Origin of the sequence: Photorhabdus tasmaniensis (assembly GCF_011189505.1) — a bacterium.
Taxonomy (GTDB): Bacteria; Pseudomonadota; Gammaproteobacteria; order Enterobacterales; family Enterobacteriaceae; genus Photorhabdus; species Photorhabdus tasmaniensis.
Genome location: NZ_PUJU01000040.1, coordinates 1 through 14,480, shown reverse-complemented (window position 1 = coordinate 14,480; position 14,480 = coordinate 1). Strand labels below are relative to the sequence as shown.

17 protein-coding genes are annotated in these 14,480 nt (G+C 44.3%); 14 read left to right on the top strand and 3 right to left on the bottom strand.

Annotated features, from left to right (window positions below; genetic code table 11):
- Window positions 1-2: 2 nt before the first annotated feature.
- Window positions 3-569: a fimbrial protein gene (locus C5471_RS16685; protein ID WP_113026449.1), complete on the bottom strand. Its 567-nt coding sequence runs from the start codon at window positions 567-569 to the stop codon at window positions 3-5.
- A 693-nt stretch (window positions 570-1,262) separates the two neighbouring features.
- On the opposite strand from C5471_RS16685, the gene C5471_RS16680 reads away from it, so the two are divergent.
- Window positions 1,263-1,835: a tyrosine-type DNA invertase gene (locus C5471_RS16680; protein WP_133814322.1), complete on the top strand. Its 573-nt coding sequence runs from the start codon at window positions 1,263-1,265 to the stop codon at window positions 1,833-1,835.
- Window positions 1,836-2,261: 426 nt separating this feature from the next.
- Here C5471_RS16680 and C5471_RS16675 read toward each other — a convergent pair whose 3' ends face one another.
- Window positions 2,262-4,187, bottom strand: coding sequence for an ABC transporter ATP-binding protein (locus C5471_RS16675; RefSeq protein ID WP_133814323.1), 1,926 nt, complete (start codon window positions 4,185-4,187; stop codon window positions 2,262-2,264).
- A 127-nt stretch (window positions 4,188-4,314) separates the two neighbouring features.
- Between C5471_RS16675 and kefG the strand changes: the two genes are divergently transcribed.
- The 4 genes from kefG to slyD all read left to right on the top strand — a co-directional run bounded on the left by kefG (window position 4,315) and on the right by slyD (window position 7,567).
- The gene (gene kefG / locus C5471_RS16670) at window positions 4,315-4,866 is read left to right on the top strand and encodes a glutathione-regulated potassium-efflux system ancillary protein KefG (RefSeq protein WP_133814324.1); all 552 of its coding nucleotides are present in this window, start codon (window positions 4,315-4,317) and stop codon (window positions 4,864-4,866) included.
- A 2-nt stretch (window positions 4,867-4,868) separates the two neighbouring features.
- Window positions 4,869-6,713, top strand: a complete 1,845-nt coding sequence (kefB, locus tag C5471_RS16665) for a glutathione-regulated potassium-efflux system protein KefB (RefSeq protein ID WP_133814325.1) — start codon at window positions 4,869-4,871, stop codon at window positions 6,711-6,713.
- Window positions 6,697-6,900, top strand: a complete 204-nt coding sequence (locus tag C5471_RS16660; protein ID WP_133814326.1) for a YheV family putative zinc ribbon protein — start codon at window positions 6,697-6,699, stop codon at window positions 6,898-6,900. Before kefB ends, C5471_RS16660 begins: the two co-directional genes overlap by 17 nt.
- A gap of 88 nt (window positions 6,901-6,988) precedes the next feature.
- Window positions 6,989-7,567, top strand: a complete 579-nt coding sequence (slyD, locus tag C5471_RS16655) for a peptidylprolyl isomerase (protein WP_133814327.1) — start codon at window positions 6,989-6,991, stop codon at window positions 7,565-7,567.
- Window positions 7,568-7,684: 117 nt separating this feature from the next.
- On the opposite strand, the gene C5471_RS16650 is transcribed toward slyD, so the two are convergent.
- Complete coding sequence (locus C5471_RS16650; protein WP_133814328.1) at window positions 7,685-7,903, bottom strand: protein SlyX; 219 nt, start codon at window positions 7,901-7,903, stop codon at window positions 7,685-7,687.
- A 249-nt stretch (window positions 7,904-8,152) separates the two neighbouring features.
- On the opposite strand from C5471_RS16650, the gene fkpA reads away from it, so the two are divergent.
- The 9 genes from fkpA to C5471_RS16605 form a co-directional block, all read left to right on the top strand.
- Window positions 8,153-8,917, top strand: coding sequence for an FKBP-type peptidyl-prolyl cis-trans isomerase (fkpA, locus tag C5471_RS16645; protein ID WP_133814329.1), 765 nt, complete (start codon window positions 8,153-8,155; stop codon window positions 8,915-8,917).
- 285 nt (window positions 8,918-9,202) lie between these two features.
- Window positions 9,203-9,928 carry a helix-turn-helix transcriptional regulator gene (locus C5471_RS16640; RefSeq protein WP_133814330.1) on the top strand — a complete coding sequence of 242 codons (726 nt, stop codon included), beginning with the start codon at window positions 9,203-9,205 and terminating at the stop codon, window positions 9,926-9,928.
- The gene (gene tusD / locus C5471_RS16635) at window positions 9,928-10,323 is read left to right on the top strand and encodes a sulfurtransferase complex subunit TusD (protein ID WP_133814331.1); all 396 of its coding nucleotides are present in this window, start codon (window positions 9,928-9,930) and stop codon (window positions 10,321-10,323) included. The genes C5471_RS16640 and tusD overlap by 1 nt, the downstream gene beginning before the upstream one ends.
- A 9-nt stretch (window positions 10,324-10,332) precedes the next feature.
- Window positions 10,333-10,692, top strand: coding sequence for a sulfurtransferase complex subunit TusC (gene tusC / locus C5471_RS16630; RefSeq protein ID WP_133814332.1), 360 nt, complete (start codon window positions 10,333-10,335; stop codon window positions 10,690-10,692).
- Between the two features lie 20 nt (window positions 10,693-10,712).
- A complete protein-coding gene (tusB, locus tag C5471_RS16625; RefSeq protein ID WP_133814333.1) occupies window positions 10,713-11,000 on the top strand; it encodes a sulfurtransferase complex subunit TusB in 288 nt (95 codons plus the stop codon).
- Between the two features lie 134 nt (window positions 11,001-11,134).
- Window positions 11,135-11,509 (top strand): 30S ribosomal protein S12, encoded by a 375-nt coding sequence (gene rpsL / locus C5471_RS16620; protein ID WP_021322890.1) that lies wholly within the window; start codon window positions 11,135-11,137, stop codon window positions 11,507-11,509.
- Window positions 11,510-11,605: 96 nt separating this feature from the next.
- Window positions 11,606-12,076 (top strand): 30S ribosomal protein S7, encoded by a 471-nt coding sequence (gene rpsG, locus C5471_RS16615; protein ID WP_023044363.1) that lies wholly within the window; start codon window positions 11,606-11,608, stop codon window positions 12,074-12,076.
- Between the two features lie 81 nt (window positions 12,077-12,157).
- Entirely contained in the window at window positions 12,158-14,266 is a 2,109-nt protein-coding gene (fusA, locus tag C5471_RS16610) for an elongation factor G (protein ID WP_036845880.1), read from the top strand.
- Between the two features lie 72 nt (window positions 14,267-14,338).
- The coding region (locus C5471_RS16605; RefSeq protein ID WP_242688831.1) for a GTP-binding protein at window positions 14,339-14,480 on the top strand (142 nt) is incomplete at its 3' end.

The following is a 14,480-nucleotide window of genomic DNA, read 5'->3' as shown; positions in this document are numbered from 1 at the left end:
CTTTATTGGTAAGCCAGAGTGAAGTTAGCCACAGCGGTGAAATCACCAGGAACGATAGTCGTAGAAGCCCCGTCACCTTGTAAGAAAGCAGCGAAGCGCATGGTAGAGTCGGAACCATCGGTGATGATTGTGGGTGAGCTCTGTTGTCCTAGTTTGATAAGCTTGGCGTTATCGTTGGTGATACCAATAGCTGCACCAGAGGCCGAACCAACAATTGCCAGTAAGTCCTTATTCACAGCAGAGGGTGTCCCAGAGAAAGTCGCTGTTACAATCTTCTTTTCCAAGCCGTTAGCATCACAGTCTAGTAAACGGATATCAAAAGGAACCGGGGTGGACTTACCACCTCCTGCCAGTGCTTTGTTGGAAATCTGCCCCAGCCTCACAGTCTGATCGTCATCACCGGGGTGGATTGAACAAGGCGCATCGATAATAGAACCTTCAAAAGTCACTTTTCCGTGGCCTTGGTTGGTATTTTTAGTCTTGGGGAGAGGCTCGGGGGCCGCATTGACAGAACCTGCTGCTAGGGTTACACCCAATCCGAGAACCATAACCAATTTATTCAATTTCATGTGAGTTAATTCCTTAACTTAAGGATAAGATACCCATAACCATACAAAAGTAGCAGTGTAGGATTTCAACTCCTACACCAGATATCCAATGCAAAAAGGGTCTTAAAATCTCGTATCAACATTTTTTAAAACCAAACAAAATGCACCAAACTGTGTTGTTTAGTTATAAATACTAAAATAGATAATAATTAGGAATTAATATCTAAAAAAACACATTAATTTGGATTTATTATCTTTTTAATTAATTGATATCTGATTATGTTCAAACAAACCAACCGATTTATTACAAAATAATATTGATGAGATATTAAAAATAATAATAAAAAATCAAAAAAACTATGTATTCCAAATAGTTGAATGTTGCCGGTCTGGAGTGATATAAAAGTTGACCTAGGTGATAGTTTTGTGTAAAACTATTAACAGTTTGGTGCATTCTGTTTTGTTTTTTGTTGTAAAATAGTTTCTTAATTTTTAAGAAAAATTCTACATCTTGATTTTTTCTATCAAAAAATCACTGTAAAATGATATATATAATTTTATATTTATATATAAGAAGTGTTTTTTCTTACAAATAAGAAATAAAGAGAATTGAAGGTCAGTAATTCCATAAAAGCTCTATTAATTGATATAGTTCTGTAGATTAATATTCTCTATTGGCAACTATCTGCCCAAAATCTCACAGGAACTATTTTCATGCAGAAGCGTAAGTTTTTAACCAGATATGAAATCGATGCGATTTTAGAAAAAGCACGTCAAGGGCGTCATGCTGAGCGGGATTATTGCATGCTACTCATGTGTTTCATTCATGGGTTTAGAGTCAGTGAGCTATGTAATCTGACACTATCCGATCTTGATCTTAGCTCGGAAATTATTCACGTAAGACGATTAAAAGGGGGATTATCAACAACACATCCGCTGGTCCCTGAAGAACTTAATGCGTTAAATCAATGGATTAATATCCGTAAGAGCTGGAGAGAATCAGATACATCGTGGGTTTTTTTATCACAAAAATCAGGTGCGATTTCACGCTATCAGGTTTATAGTTTGTTAAAACGTTATGGCAGACAAGCATTAGTCGATATTTCACCTCATCCACATATGTTAAGACATGCCTGCGGCTATGCTCTTGCTGATTTGGGAAGAGATACACGCCTTATTCAGGATTATCTCGGTCACCGCAATATATCTCATACTGTTATTTACACAGCAAGCAATGTAAAACGGTTCTCCAAAATATGGGAAATTCCTTCAAAAGGAATCGATTAATACCTCCTTTCTATAAAAGATGTTGTGATATACCCGTTATCTTTCAAGTTGCCTCTTTGTTGGCTGCACTCACTCACCCCGGTCACATAGTTAGCTATGCTCCCGGGGATTCGCTCCCTTGCCGTCGCGATGCATCTTGAAATCCATAGGGTATATCAGAAATTATTTCTCTTACAACAAAAAATATCATCTGATTATAAGAAATCCTCATTTATGTTGAGCTAATGAGGGTTCTTCATTAGTTAATGATAATTATTAATATCATAAGATACTGACATTTGATTTATTATTTGAATGTGCATCAAATAAGGATATTACATCAAAATCATCCTGAATTTTTTACTCCACAATATACTCACTTATCGAAAAATAAAGCGGATTACTTTTTCCGCCTTATTTTTATTAAGTGATAATCTGTGGAATTATTTATCCTTCAAATTCTTGGGTCATTTTTTCAAGTTGTTCTTGAATCTCCATCCATACTAATTCAGTTTCTTCCAGTTTTGATTTGGTCTGAACTTGTTTTTGCAGATATTCAGCCAACTCGGTTTTACGGCTGTTATCGTAGAGAGTACTGTCAGAAAGTTGTTTTTCCAATGTGGTCAGTTCATCACCTAACTTCTCCATCTGTTTTTCCAGATTGGTCAGTTGCTTGCGCAATGGCTGCGTTTGGTTACGGAAGTCAGCTTGACGCCGTTTTTGATCTTTTCTTTCCTGAGCACTTTGGCCGGAAGACTCTTTTTCCTTATCGTTGTTCTCACGTAATTGCTGATTTTGTTGACGCTGCTGATCTGTCAGCCATTGTTGATAATCTTCCAAATCGCCATTGAAAGATTCTACCCGGCCATCGTGAACCAGATACAACTCATCGGTTGTCGAACGTAATAGATGCCTGTCATGGGAAACCACAACTAATGCACCATCAAAATCGATCAGCGCTTCTGTCAGTGCCTGACGCATATCCAGGTCGAGGTGGTTGGTTGGCTCATCAAGCAACAGAAGATTAGGGCGTTGCCAAACCATCAATGCTAAAACCAGACGTGCTTTTTCTCCCCCAGAGAAACGTCCGCTTGGGTCAGTGACTTGATCACCTTTGAAACCAAAACCGCCCAGATAATCCCTGAGTTGCTGCTCTGTTTCCTGTGGCGCAAGACGTGCTATATGCTGTAATGGTGATTCATCAGCACGCAGATATTCCAATTGATGCTGGGCGAAATATCCCAGTTTGATCCCTTTGGCTAATTCGACGTTTCCACTCTGGGATTGCAGTTCTCCGGCCAGTAATTTTATTAACGTGGATTTACCTGCGCCGTTGCGGCCAAGCAAGCCAATGCGCGAGCCAGGCACTAAATTTAGTTTGATGGAACCTAAAACCGTCCGCTCGCCATAGCCTGCGCTGACTTTTTCCATTTTCAGCAGTGGGTTTGGCAGACTCTCCGGTTTGCGGAAACTGAAATGGAACGGGTTATCAACATGGGCAGGCGCTATCAACTCCATCCGCTCTAGCATCTTGATACGGCTCTGAGCTTGTTTGGCTTTACTGGCCTTGGCCCGGAAACGGTCAATATAGCTTTGTAGATGTGCCACTTTCTCTTGCTGACTTTTATAGAGCGCCTGTTGTTGTGCCAGTTTGGTTGCACGCTGACGTTCGAAAGAGGAGTAGTTGCCGCTGTATTCAAACAGGGATTGGTGCTCGATATGAAGGATCTTATCGGCAATCGGGTCCAGAAAATCCCGGTCATGGGAGATGAGGATTAATGTGCCGGGGTAGTTTTTTAGCCATTTTTCCAGCCAGATCACCGCATCCAGATCAAGATGGTTGGTTGGTTCGTCAAGTAACAACAAATCAGAACGGCAGAGCAAGGCTTGCGCCAGATTGAGGCGCATACGCCATCCACCGGAAAACGCACGTACGGGGTGATCCAGTTGATCCTGAGAAAAGCCTAGACCGTGAAGTAAACTTGATGCTCTTGAGCGGATGGTCCAGGCTTGAATCGTGTCCAGTTGGTTGTGTAGATGAGCGATCAAATTACCGTCATCCTTTTCATTGGCTAACTGTAGTTGCCATTCCAGTTGACGGAATTCACGATCACCATCAATGACATATTCCAGAGCCGGTATTTCCAGAGCCGGTGTTTCTTGATTCACCCAAGCCAGCGCCCAGTTAGCGGGAAAAGTGAATGTTCCTGCTTCAGCCTGAAGTTCATTTTTTAATAGTGCAAGTAAGGTAGATTTACCACAGCCATTTTTCCCTACCAGACCCACTTTCTGTCCGGGATTGATAGTGGCGCTGGCATTATCTAGCAAGACACGGATTCCGCGACGAATTTGTAATGAAGAGAAAACAATCATAGGTGTCGTTTGTATAGAGTATGTTAAATTATTAGAAAGTAATGGGGCAATAAGCGCCCTGATTTTGTCACTTTGTATGCATGGTAACGGAAAATACGTGTCCTGACACGTTCTTGAGGAGGGAACGATGTTACAGCCGCCTAAAGTCCTGCTGCTGTATGCCCATCCTGAGCCACAGGATTCAGTAGCAAATCGCGTTTTGTTGCAACCTGTGCTGGATTTAGAGCATGTTACGGTTCACGACTTATATCGAGCTTATCCAGATTTTTTTATTGATGTTCACCATGAGCAACAACTGCTTCGTGAACATCAGGTGATTGTCTTTCAACATCCATTATATACCTACAGTTGTCCAGCTTTGTTAAAGGAGTGGATGGACCGCGTGCTGACACGGGGGTTTGCCAGTGGTGCCACCGGGTTGGCATTACAGGGGAAATATTGGCGTTCAGTGATCACAACCGGAGAGCCAGAAGGTGCTTTCCGGGCTGATGGTTATAACTGCTATCCAATGGAAGAGATTCTTCGCACTTTTGAACTGACAGCATCCATGTGCCGTATGCATTGGTTATCACCGATAATTATTTATTGGGCACGTCGTCAAAAACCTGAACTTCTTGCCATCCATGCTAATGCTTATCGTGAGTGGCTCAAATCGCCATTATCATTAGGAGGGCTATAGCTATGGAGCATTCAGCGCAACTCAGCGCCGGGGTATTATTTTTATTTGCTGCTGTGGTGGCAGTGCCTATCGCACAGAAATTCAGGATTGGGGCAGTATTAGGTTATTTGTTCGCCGGGATTGTCCTTGGCCCGTGGGGGTTAAGCTTTATCAGAGATGTTGATGATATTCTTCATTTCTCTGAGCTGGGGATCGTTTTCCTGATGTTTATCATCGGTCTTGAACTTAACCCTTCTAAACTCTGGCAACTCAGGCGATCGATTTTTGGTGTCGGTGCGGCCCAAGTTATTTTCACCGCAGGTGTGCTGGCTGGGCTGTTATATCTGACAGATTTTTCGTGGCAGGCGGCGGTTATCGGTGGTATCGGGATGGCGATGTCCTCAACAGCAATGGCGCTGCAACTGATGAAAGAGAAGGGCATGAACCGCAATGAAGGCGGGCAGCTTGGTTTCTCTGTTTTGCTGTTTCAGGATATGGCAGTGATCCCGGCTTTGGCGTTGATCCCGCTTCTGGCAGGTGAAACAGCATCCAGTGACTGGTATCGGATAGCGTTAAAAATAGCTGCCTTTGCCGTTATGTTGCTGGGTGGCCGTTATCTGTTACGTCCGTTGTTTCGTTTAGTTGTCAGAGCGGGCGTGCGTGAGGTGTTTACGGCGGCGGCATTATTGGTGGTGCTCAGTTCAGCATTGTTTATGGAAGCGCTGGGTTTTTCTATGGCACTGGGAACCTTTATCGCCGGGGTATTGCTGGCAGATAGTGAATATCGCCATGAACTGGAAATCTCCATAGAACCGTTCAAGGGATTATTGTTAGGACTGTTTTTTATTTCGGTAGGGATGTCCCTGAATCTGGGGGTGCTATTGATACATCTGTCCGATGTATTACTCGGCGTACTGGCTTTAGTCATTGTGAAAGGTGTTGTTCTTTATCTCATCGCATGGACTGCGGGCTTGCGGGGTTCATCCTGCTTGCAATTTTCCGGTGTTCTCAGCCAGGGCGGAGAATTTGCCTTTGTTCTGTTTTCTGCCGCACTGAGCCAGAATGTACTCAATAGCGGACAGATGGCTTTGTTACTGGTTGTGGTGACGATCTCAATGATGACAACACCGCTTGTGATGCAATTGATCGATGCTATTTTGGCGCGCCGTTATAATGCTTCGGATGAGACGGCAGAACAGCCATTTGTAGAAGATAATGATCCGCAGGTGATTTTAGTTGGTTTTGGCCGGTTTGGGCAGGTAATAGGCCGTCTTCTGATGGTGAATAAAATCCACATAACGGTACTGGAGCGTGATGTCAGTGTTGTGAGTACCACGCGGCGTTATGGCTACAAAGTTTATTATGGTGATGCGGTTGAATTGGAATTGCTGCGTGCGGCAGGGGCGGAGAAAGCCAAAGCGATTGTTATTACCTGTAATGAGCCGGAAGATACCATGATGATCGTTCATTTATGTCAAAAACATTTCCCGAATCTGCATATTATGGCGCGGGCCAGAGGACGCCTGGAAGCGCATGAATTGTTACAGAATGGGGTGGAAAATTTTACCCGCGAAACTTTCTCCAGCGCATTGGAATTGGGCCGTAAGACGTTGGTCGGATTAGGAATGCATCCACATAAAGCTTATCGTGCAAAACAACATTTTCAGCGGTTGGATATGCGGATGCTGAGAGAATTGATGCCACAGTTACAGGGTGATGTGGCTCACATATCCCGTATAAAAGAGGCGCGACGGGAACTGGAAGAGTTGTTTGAGCGGGAAATGCTGAATGAGCGTCTCCAACCGGATGGTTGGAATGAACACGAACATATGAATAGTAGCGGAGCAAACAATGACAGTAAGCCGTAAAAGATTTATTGCTGGTGCTGTCTGCCCTGAATGTCATTCTCAGGACACACTGGCAATGTGGCGGGAAGATCAGGTGGATGTGGTGAAATGTGTCCATTGTGGTCATCAACAACGTCAAGCTGATGAAAAAGCCGCCTCTCATGTGAGAAAACAGGAGCAGGTGATTGGTATTTTTACACCACAATAATTGTGTGAATTTTAATGCCGGTGGGTACAGAGGCTTGGAATTCCGCTACAATCGGTAAAAATTTTTAGACCCATGGGTAGGAGATGTCATGAAAGTAGCAAAAGACTTGGTAGTCAGCCTGGCTTATCAAGTAAGAACAGAAGATGGTGTTTTAGTTGATGAGTCACCGGTGAGTGCGCCGTTGGACTATCTGCATGGCCGTGGTTCATTGATTAGCGGTTTGGAAAAAGCGCTGGAAGGCCGTGAGGCTGGTGAGAGTTTTGATGTCAGCGTACAGGCTGATGATGCCTATGGTCAGTATGATGACAATTTGGTTCAGCGTGTGCCAAAAGATGTATTTGTTGGTGTTGATGAACTGGAAGTGGGTATGCGTTTCTTGGCTGACACCGACATGGGGCCGGTACCCGTAGAAATCACTGCGGTTGAAGATGAGCACGTTGTGGTTGATGGTAACCATATGCTGGCTGGTCAGAATTTGAAATTCAATGTTGAAGTTATTGCTATCCGCGAAGCAACCGAAGAAGAGCTGGCTCATGGTCATGTTCACGGCGCGCATGGTCACGAACATGGCGAAGGTGGTTGCTGTGGTGGTCACGGCCATGACGATGGTCATCATCATCACCATAATGAAGGGAATGGGTGCTGCGGTGGCGGTAGCTGCCATTGATAAATTAAAGCGGATTGTCAGGCTTTAATATTTAAAAAAGCGGGGCAAGATTGGGAGAGCCGGTTTCTCTTACTTGCCCTGTGTATAGTGACTGGTTGTTTTTTCACTGAGTAAAAATCAATAATGAGGCGGTGGCGTTTCTTCAGACTGTGAAGCGACCATTGATGGTTGAGTGGCTTTCAATCGTTCTGTCATCAACCGCAAATGCTCTCTTAATTTCGTCATTTCCATTTGCTGTTCAGTCACCACCTGATTCAACTCTTCGATAGTCATTTCCTGAAAAGCAGCTCGGCTTTCCAAGTGTTCAAGCCGCTGTTCAAACTCTGATAGATCCATGATTTTTCCCCCCTTCCAGACTGTGTATTATCTGTATTAGACGTCTCATGTTAATTAGAGTAACCCATTATGCCCAGAATATTCTGTGAAATACGATTATTATGAAACCTCTTTTTATTTGTGTTGTCTCAACAGTTTTGGGGCACTAAAGCAGCAAATATTGTGTTGTGCTCCTGTAGACAGTTATAGTGGCTTGATTGCATAACTTTTGCTGACAGTAAATATCCCCCAAAGCTATTGGAGAAACAGATGAAATCATTGTTTAAAATCACCTTGCTTGCCACAACATTGGCAATGGCTTTCAATGCCTCTCAGGCGCTGGCTGCCAAGGCAGATAATCAAAGCAGTACAGAATTGAACAGCGCATTTAAAACAGAAGATCAGCAAAATGCTTATGCTCTGGGCGCATCTTTAGGGCGTTATATGGAAAACACCCTGAAAGAGCAGAAATCTCTGGGTATCCCATTGGATAAAGATCAATTGTTGGCGGGTGTGCAGGATGCTTTTAATAACAAGAGCAAACTGACTGACAGCGAAATTGAAAATACGCTGCGTGCATTTGAAGGCAAAGTAAAGTCTGCGGCTGAAGCCAAGATGGAAAAAGAAGCCAACGAGAGTGAAGCCAAGGGTGCTAAATATCGCGAAGCGTTTGCCAAGGAAAAAGGCGTCGTTAAGAGCAAAACCGGCCTTTTGTATAAAATAGAAAAGGAAGGCAGTGGTAAAAAGCCTGCGGCGAGTGATACTGTCGTCGTAAACTATAAGGGAGCATTGATTGACGGTAAAGAGTTCGACAGTTCATATAAACGTAATGAACCACTTTCTATTCGTCTGGACGGCGTTATCCCTGGTTGGACAGAAGGTTTGCAAAATGTGAAAAAAGGCGGAAAAATCAAACTGGTTATTCCACCAGAGTTGGCTTATGGTAAGGCTGGTGTTCCAGGCATTCCTGCAAACTCTACATTAGTGTTTGATATTGAGCTGCTGGATGTGAAAGCGGATACCAAAGCTAAGTAATCTATTCACTAAGTATCTTTGATGAATGTGGATAAAACCGTTGGTAGAGATTCTGTCAACGGTTTTTTGTTACTGAAAGCTGTGATAGAGGCCAAATGTCTGAGTCGTTATGGCTTGACGATGATGTCATGTGGTTTTAACGTCAATATTTGATGTGAATGAAAAGATCTTTGACTGAGATCTCTGTTAAGCTGCAATAGTTGAATTTTCACAAGAAATTTTTATACGTTTATCACGTTGTGTTTTTAGCAAGACGTTTTCTGCGTTTGAAGGATGGTGTATTTAATGTCTAACCCGTTATTATCTGGTGATATCAATGATATCGATTTATTGGAAAACCAACCGTTTACTGAAACGGATCGCGAAATTTTAAAATCTTATGAAGCCGCAGTTGATGGCTTGGCTATGCTGATTGGTGGGCATTGCGAGATTGTCCTTCATTCACTGGAAGATCTTAAATGTTCAGCGGTCAGAATAGCTAATGGAGAACATACAGGTCGTAAAATAGGTTCACCTATCACTGATCTTGCGTTGCGTATGTTACATGACATTACAGATGAAGACTGTAGTGTATCCAAAGCCTATTTTACCCGAGCGAAAAGCGGTTCATTGATGAAGTCAGTCACTATTGCGATCCGCAACCGGAATCGCAGAGTGATCGGCCTCTTGTGCATTAATATGAATCTTGATGTCCCTTTCTCCGAAATAATTCAGACATTTATTCCGGAGGAAACCCATGACGTTGCACCAACAAATGTAAACTTTGCATCATCCGTGGATGATTTGGTTGCGCAAACGCTGGAATATACTATTGAGGAAGTTAATGTTGATCGCAATGTATCTAATAATGCGAAGAACAGACAGGTGGTTCTGAATCTCTATGAGAAAGGCATTTTTGATATTAAAGACGCTATTAATCAGGTTGCTGAGCGTTTAAATATTTCTAAACATACTGTTTACCTCTATATTCGCCAGTTTAAAAATGGGGAATGCTTAGGGCCCGAACGGTAATGTCTTCGCTGTCTTATTGTCTGCTGGTAACGGGGCCTGCGTATGGCACCCAGCAAGCCAGCAGCGCTTACCAGTTCGCGCAAACTCTGATTGCGATGGGACATAAACTGAATACCGTATTTTTTTATCGGGAAGGGGTTTATAACGGTAATCAATTGACCACGCCAGCCAGTGATGAGTTTAATTTGGTTAACGCGTGGCAGATGATGGCAACAGAGCATCGGTTTGGCATGCATATTTGTATTGCCGCCGCTCTTCGCCGTGGTGTCCTTGATACGCAGCAGGCGAATGAATTGAATTTATCTGTTGCAAACCTGGCTAAAGGGTTTGAATTAAGTGGGTTGGGAACGTTCGCTGAAGCCATGTTGACTTGTGATCGTGTGGTGCAATTCTGAGAGGCAAAAATGAAAAGAATTGCTTTTGTCTTTACAAAAGCACCTCATGGTGATTCTGGTGGCAGAGAAGGTTTGGATGCATTATTGGCAACCTCGGCATTAACAGAAGAGATTGGTGTATTTTTTATTTCTGATGGTGTGCTGCAACTCCTGCCGGATCAGCAACCTGATAGGATCCTCGCCAGAAACTATATCGCTACGTTTAAGGTCTTGCCTCTGTACGATATTGAAAAATATTATTTGTGCCAGGAAGACCTTATCATGCGTGGGTTAAGCGCAGTCCGCAGTTGTATTCTGGATGCGGAAGTGATATCCGCAAAAGCGATTCGTGAAAAACTGGCTGGCTATGATGTGGTGCTGACATTCTGAGCGATTGGAAGGACGATGATATGCTATATACTGTTGGCCGATCCCCTTATCAATGTGATTTCAAGGTGATATTCAATCTGCTTGCCAGTGGTGATGACATACTGTTTATGCAGGATGGTGTACTGGCAAGCATTGATGGTAATTACTGCCTTCCGGCTTTAATTGATCATGGCGTTACATTGTATGTTCTGAAAGAAGATATTGAGGCGCGGGGATTGGCAGGTCGGATTTCGGACAAAGTGCAAGTTATCGACTATACTGACTTTGTTAACCTGACGGTAAAACACCATCAACAATTCGCCTGGTAGTCAGAGAAAATGTATATTTCTTGACACCCCGGCGAGTCAGCCATAAAATTCCGCGTCCTCGTGTTTTGCCGTCAGGGCAGACAAGAGATTTTATCCGTGTTTACGAAGCAAAAAAACCAGGAGTTTTTTTAATAATGGCAACTATTAACCAGCTGGTGCGCAAACCCCGCAGCATGAAGGTTGCAAAAAGCAACGTTCCTGCTCTGGAAGCTTGCCCACAGAAGCGTGGCGTATGTACTCGCGTATATACCACCACTCCTAAAAAACCAAACTCCGCACTGCGTAAAGTATGTCGTGTGCGTTTGACTAACGGTTACGAAGTTTCTTCCTACATCGGTGGTGAAGGCCACAACTTGCAGGAACACTCCGTAATTCTGATCCGTGGCGGTCGTGTTAAAGACTTGCCAGGTGTGCGTTACCACACTGTGCGCGGTGCACTGGACTGTTCCGGTGTTAAAGACCGTAAACAAGGTCGTTCCAAGTACGGTGCGAAGAAGCCAAAGGCTTAATGGTTCTCCGTTAAGTAAGGCCAAACATTTTCACTTTAATGTCAAAATAAACTCGTAGAGTTTTGGACAACCCTGAATTCGAAACGGAGTATTTCCATGCCACGTCGTCGTGTAATTGGTCAGCGTAAAATTTTACCAGATCCAAAGTTCGGATCTGAATTACTGGCCAAATTTGTCAATATCCTGATGGTAGATGGTAAAAAATCTACTGCGGAAGCAATTGTATATAGTGCGCTTGAGACCCTGGCTCAGCGTTCTGGTAAAGAACATCTGGAAGCGTTTGAACTCGCACTGGATAACGTGCGTCCAACCGTGGAAGTTAAATCCCGCCGTGTTGGTGGTTCTACTTATCAGGTTCCAGTTGAAGTTCGTCCGGTTCGTCGTAATGCTCTGGCAATGCGCTGGATCGTTGAAGCTGCTCGTAAACGCGGTGATAAGTCTATGGCCTTGCGCCTGGCGAACGAACTATCTGACGCAGCCGAGAATAAAGGCTCTGCTGTTAAGAAACGTGAAGACGTTCACCGTATGGCAGAAGCTAACAAGGCGTTCGCACACTACCGTTGGTAATTCCATTGTAGTGATGATGCCCTGGGTGGCAGCTCTTGCCACCCAGATTTAAATTGAACGTCCTAGGAATAGAGGAATCAAATGGCTCGTACAACACCTATTGCACGCTACCGTAACATCGGTATCAGTGCACACATCGACGCCGGTAAAACCACCACTACCGAACGTATTCTGTTCTACACTGGTGTAAACCATAAGATCGGTGAAGTTCATGATGGCGCTGCTACTATGGACTGGATGGAACAGGAGCAGGAGCGTGGTATTACCATCACCTCCGCAGCAACAACTGCTTTCTGGTCAGGTATGGCTAAGCAGTTTGATGCGCACCGTATCAATATCATCGACACCCCAGGCCACGTTGACTTCACTATCGAAGTAGAACGTTCTATGCGTGTCCTTGACGGTGCGGTCATGGTTTACTGTGCGGTTGGTGGTGTTCAGCCACAGTCTGAAACCGTATGGCGTCAGGCGAATAAATATAAAGTTCCACGTATCGCGTTCGTTAACAAAATGGACCGTATGGGAGCGAATTTCTTACGCGTTGTTGAGCAGATCAAAAGCCGTTTGGCTGCAAATCCAGTTCCTCTGCAATTGGCAATTGGTGCAGAAGATGTTTTCACCGGTGTTGTTGACCTGGTGAAAATGAAAGCTATCAACTGGAACGAGGAAGATCAGGGAACGACCTTCACTTATGAAGATATTCCAGCTGATATGCAAGATCTGGCTGAAGAATGGCGTAACAACCTGGTTGAAGCCGCTGCGGAAGCATCAGAAGAGTTGATGGAAAAATACCTCGGCGGTGAAGAGCTGACCGAAGAAGAGATCAAAGCGGGTCTTCGTCATCGTGTTATGACTAACGAAATCATCCTGGTTACCTGTGGTTCTGCATTTAAGAACAAAGGTGTTCAGGCAATGCTGGATGCCGTTATTGAGTACCTGCCGGCACCAACTGACGTTGAATCCATTAAAGGTCTTCTGCCAGATGGTAAAGATACCCCGGCAGAGCGTCATTCTGACGATAACGAACCGTTCTCGGCACTGGCGTTTAAAATCGCTACTGACCCATTCGTTGGTAACTTGACCTTCTTCCGTGTCTACTCTGGCGTGGTTAATTCCGGTGATACCGTTCTTAACCCAGTGAAAGACAAAAAAGAGCGTTTTGGCCGTATCGTTCAGATGCATGCTAACAAGCGTGAAGAAATCAAAGAAGTTCGCGCAGGCGACATCGCAGCTGCGATCGGTCTGAAAGACGTGACTACTGGTGATACTCTGTGTGATATCAGTTCTCCAATCATTCTGGAGCGTATGGAATTCCCAGAGCCGGTAATCTCTGTTGCGATTGAGCCAAAAACTAAAGTCGACCAGGAAAAAATGGGTATCGCTTTAGGTCGTCTGGCTCAGGAAGACCCATCATTCCGCGTGTCTACCGATGAAGAATCCGGCCAGACTATTATCGCGGGCATGGGTGAGCTTCATCTGGACGTTCTGGTTGACCGTATGCGTCGTGAGTTCAAAGTTGAAGCGAACGTCGGTAAACCTCAGGTTGCTTACCGTGAAACCATCCGTACTACTGTTGAACAAGAAGGTAAATTTGTTCGTCAGTCTGGTGGTCGTGGTCAGTTTGGTCACGTATGGCTGCGTATTGAGCCAATGGAAGCAGGTGGCCCAGGCTACCAGTTCGCTAACGAAATCGTTGGTGGTGTTATTCCTAAAGAATATATCCCTGCTGTAGATAAGGGTATTCAGGAACAAATGAAGAATGGTGTTCTGGCCGGTTACCCGATTGTTGACGTTAAAGTAGCAGTGTTCGATGGTTCTTACCACGAAGTTGACTCCTCTGAAATGGCGTTCAAAATCGCAGGTTCTATGGGCTTCAAAGAAGGCTTCATGAAAGCGAAACCAGTTCTGCTGGAACCTATCATGAAAGTTGAAGTTGAAACTCCAGAAGACTACATGGGTGACGTTATCGGTGACCTGAACCGTCGCCGTGGTATGATCGACGGTATGGAAGATCTTGCTACCGGTAAAATCGTACGTGCTCAGGTACCATTATCTGAAATGTTTGGTTATGCTACTGATCTGCGTTCTCAGACCCAAGGTCGTGCTTCTTACTCCATGGAGTTCCTGAAGTACAATGAAGCGCCGAGCAACGTCGCTCAGGCTATTATCGAAGCTCGTAAAGCTAAATAAGCTTTTCGGGTTTAATATCTAGATTTAGCTCCCTCCTCATATAACGAGGGAGCGATATTAAGGAATAGAGTCGTGTCTAAAGAAAAATTTGAACGTAAAAAACCGCACGTTAACGTTGGTACTATCGGCCACGTTGACCATGGTAAAACTACCCTGACTGCTGCCATCACTACTGTACTGGCTAAAACCTACGGTGGTAACGCTCGTGCATTCG